The sequence below is a fragment of the Bilophila sp. genome (assembly GCF_057864385.1).
Map to the genome: position 1 here is coordinate 1 of NZ_DBMAFI010000130.1, position 3360 is coordinate 3360.

At 52.6% G+C, this 3360-nt stretch carries 4 protein-coding genes; 2 read left to right on the forward strand and 2 right to left on the reverse strand.

Features of this window, described 5'->3' with window-relative positions:
• A partial coding sequence (locus ACZM8Y_RS17935; protein ID WP_489501991.1) for a relaxase/mobilization nuclease domain-containing protein occupies window positions 1-812 on the reverse strand: 812 nt, incomplete at its 3' end.
• The gene (locus tag ACZM8Y_RS17940) at window positions 778-1152 is read right to left on the reverse strand and encodes a plasmid mobilization protein (RefSeq protein WP_294621360.1); all 375 of its coding nucleotides are present in this window, start codon (window positions 1150-1152) and stop codon (window positions 778-780) included. The genes ACZM8Y_RS17940 and ACZM8Y_RS17935, both read right to left, overlap by 35 nt.
• A 198-nt stretch (window positions 1153-1350) precedes the next feature.
• Here ACZM8Y_RS17940 and ACZM8Y_RS17945 point away from each other — a divergent pair, with 198 nt between their 5' ends.
• Together ACZM8Y_RS17945 and ACZM8Y_RS17950 are read left to right on the forward strand one after the other, a co-directional pair.
• Window positions 1351-2178 carry a hypothetical protein gene (locus ACZM8Y_RS17945; protein WP_482334539.1) on the forward strand — a complete coding sequence of 276 codons (828 nt, stop codon included), beginning with the start codon at window positions 1351-1353 and terminating at the stop codon, window positions 2176-2178.
• Window positions 2179-2542: 364 nt separating this feature from the next.
• Window positions 2543-3360, forward strand: an 818-nt coding sequence (locus tag ACZM8Y_RS17950) for a tyrosine-type recombinase/integrase (RefSeq protein ID WP_489501993.1), incomplete at its 3' end; no start/stop codon positions are given.

Genomic DNA, 3360 nt, shown 5'->3' on the forward strand with positions numbered 1-3360 from the left:
TCGCCCAACTTTTTGCACAGCTTTCCCATGCTGAACGCGCGATCCACTGAAGACGCCTTCACAGCGATTTCACCCACAAAGATGATGGCCCCAGAACCTTTCTTCTCAAAACGCAAACCGACTCCCGCCAGCTTCTCATGCAATTCGGCCCACGATTTCGCGTTCTTGATGATGCCGTGGCCGCGTTCCTGCGCGATGCGCTGGGCGGATTTCTCGCCGGTGGCGTGTTCAAAATCCAGCGCGGCCTGCTTCGGTTTTATCTCGCGGGCCGTCCTTCTTCGCGCCAGTTCTCCATCTTCCAATACCGCGTACATAGAGTTTTCTTCACCGGCCCATCCTTGTTTGTGTTCAATGAACGCCACGATTTTATGCGCTTCCCGGATATCGAAACCTCTGTGCGGCTGCACAACTTTTCCGCTATCCGGGTTCATGCGATTGACCGCAATGTGGAGATGATAATTGTCCGTATCGTAGTGCAACCCATAGACAGTCTGGTGGCCGGTTAAGCCCATCCTTTCAAGAAAAACATCCACCAATTCCTCCACCTGTTCTCTGGTGGGCTGTTCACTTTCCTGCCAGGAAAACATCCAGTGCTGTACCGGCATATTGCTGTGTGCGGACTCCCGCGCAAGGGCAATCATTTCCATCTTCTGACCGGTATGGGTCGCTGAAAGAAAACCTCTTCCTCCCGCGTATTCGATTTTCTCCTGCGGGTTTTTGTTGTGGGGGTAGCGGATGTAATCCACCAGGTCGCCTATCTGCCACGCTTTGGGCTTTTCAGCCTTCGTATTCTTGATTTTCTTGACAATCATAATGACAACGCAGCGAAATTTTCTGGATGGCCCATGTCAGATTTCGCAGGGCTTCCTCCTGCCTTTCAAAAACATCCGGGGGAGCTTTGGCCTGCCGGAGTGTCTCAAAATTGTGCTTGAGCAACCCGCCGATACGCCTCAATTCTGCGATGGTGTTCAAATCCGTATGGGCGGCAATCCTGCCTCCGAAAAAGCGTCGCCGCATATATTCCGACAGAGACAATCCGGCGATTTCCGCCTGCTCCGTGAGGCGCGTTTTTTCCTCAACGGTCACTCGAAGAGTGATCAGGATATTGGCGGCATACCTGCCGCCTCCCTTCGTGCCTTTTCTGCCTTTCATGCCTCTTGCCTTTGGAATGCGAGAAGCGAAGCGCCGAGCATTTCGGGAGTCCAGAGGGCGTAGCCTTCTGGCAGGATGGTAGTTGTGTATTACAACTACCATCCTGCCACGAAGAACCCGCCTCGTGCAGTGGCCAAATTGTATATATGAAGAAATTTTCCGTATACTGGCGGCACTTTTCCACAAGGAGGAAATGCTGTGGCCAAAAACGCAACTATCCGCCCTCAACAAATAGAACGGGCAAGGAAACTGCTTCAGGATTTGCCGGAGAAAGAAGACAGAAAAACACGCCCGGAGGCGGCGGAACTACTGGAGAGGGATTTCAGAAAGGCGAAGGAGAAAGGCTATAATCCCAGAGAACTGAGCCAAATGCTCAAGAACGAGGGCATCATCATTCCCGCGTATCTCATAAAACGATTTTTTTCGGAGGACGAGAATGTTTCCGCTCCTCAGAAAAAGGAGACGACACCTGTAAAAAAACACCCCACGGAAAAAGCATCTTTATTGTCTCCGATACATCAAACGAGAATCTGTAACATGAACATGCCCATTTTTTATATTGGAATAAACAAAGGCATCGTCGGCAAGAATAAGCTGGCCTTCACCCTGATTGGCTATCTGCTCGATAATGGGAAACAGGCGCTTCTGCTGGAAAGCGATACCTCGAATCTCGATGTGTACAACAAAGAAAGTCACTCTCTGGTGCAGAGCCGTCTGGCGGAAAGCCCACCCCGAAAACAGCATATCCATACATGCTGGCATGGGGAGCCACGGCATCTTTTTCACTGCTGCCTTATGGAAGTTTCCTGCTGTGGGTCGGCTTCCGGTTCAGCTCAGGGCAGGTGCAGCCGCCCGCCCTGTTACGGATGCCTGCGGGAATCATTCTGGCTGCAATCTGCCTCTGCTGCGGAATTCTTTTCGGGATATTCGCCGCAAAAAAGTTCTCCGAAGCAAATCGGGACCGACGTAAATTCCTGCTGGTGGCAATCGCCTGTATCGTGCTGGGATGATGCTTCACCGCGTTGACGCTGGTGTGATATTCTCCTCTTGTCCTCTGCATAAAAAATGCCGTGCAATAAAATTCTTTACACGGCATTTTTCCTTATCAAGAGTGGAAATCATCAAAAACTTTCACGGTAAGAGCATATATGAAACCAGATTCAAAAATATTTTTTCTTTTTTCCCAATCAGTTCTATATTGCTGAAATAAAAATCTTTCAACAGTGTGCAGCTTCGACAAATATATACAGTTCAATACAATAGGAGAAAAGTATGATGGAGTTCGTCCTTCTTTTCCCATGCGGAACCGGCACAAACGCCCCAATGCGGATCATACAAGATTGCCGTAGCTTTATGATCCACCGTCAATCTTTTACCTGGAGAACGCCGCATGGTTCGCCGCCGTCCGTCAGTTTCCTCCACAAGCTCGCCGTCCTTGCCGGTCAAAAGGAACAGCGGGCAACCGGAGCGCGACACATTCAATCTTGATGGTTTTGTTTCATCCGTCTATCTGCCGCATATCCGGTTGCGCAAGCGAAGCTGGCGCGTGGATGAGCGCATTGCCCGACAGCATCTGTCCCCGACGTTCGGAGCACGGGAACTTGCCGACATACAACGCCACGAAGTGGAAGACTGGCTGCACGGGCTGGCGTCCAGCGGGCTGGCCCCGGCCACCTGCAACCGTATTCTGGCAGTCTTCAAGACAATTTGCTCTCTGGCCGTAATGCGTGGTCTTCTGCCCACGGGACAATCGCCATGCGCGGGAGTCTCGCCCTTCAAAATCCACGCGCAGCGGGAACGCTACCTCTCGCGGGATGAGGCACAACGGCTCATGCGGGCGCTGGAAAAAAGCGACCGGCCGGAAGCCTTTGCCATCCGCCTGCTTCTACTGACCGGGGCGCGCAAGAGCGAAGTCCTCAAGGCGCGCTGGGAACACGTCCGCCTGGATTTACGGCTGCTCATCGTACCGCTGTCCAAGTCCGGAAAACCTCGTCATATTCCGCTGTCCGACGAGGCCATAACAGTCATTCGCTCCATCCCGCGCCAGCAAGGGAACCCCTGGCTGTTCCCCGGCCATGCTCCGGGAAAGCCGCTTTCCGATCTCTATCTGCTCTGGAACAGGCTCCGGCGGGAACTGGGGCTTGCCGACGTGCGCATCCACGATTTGCGGCATACCTTCGCCTCTTTTCTGGTCAATGCCGGGCACTC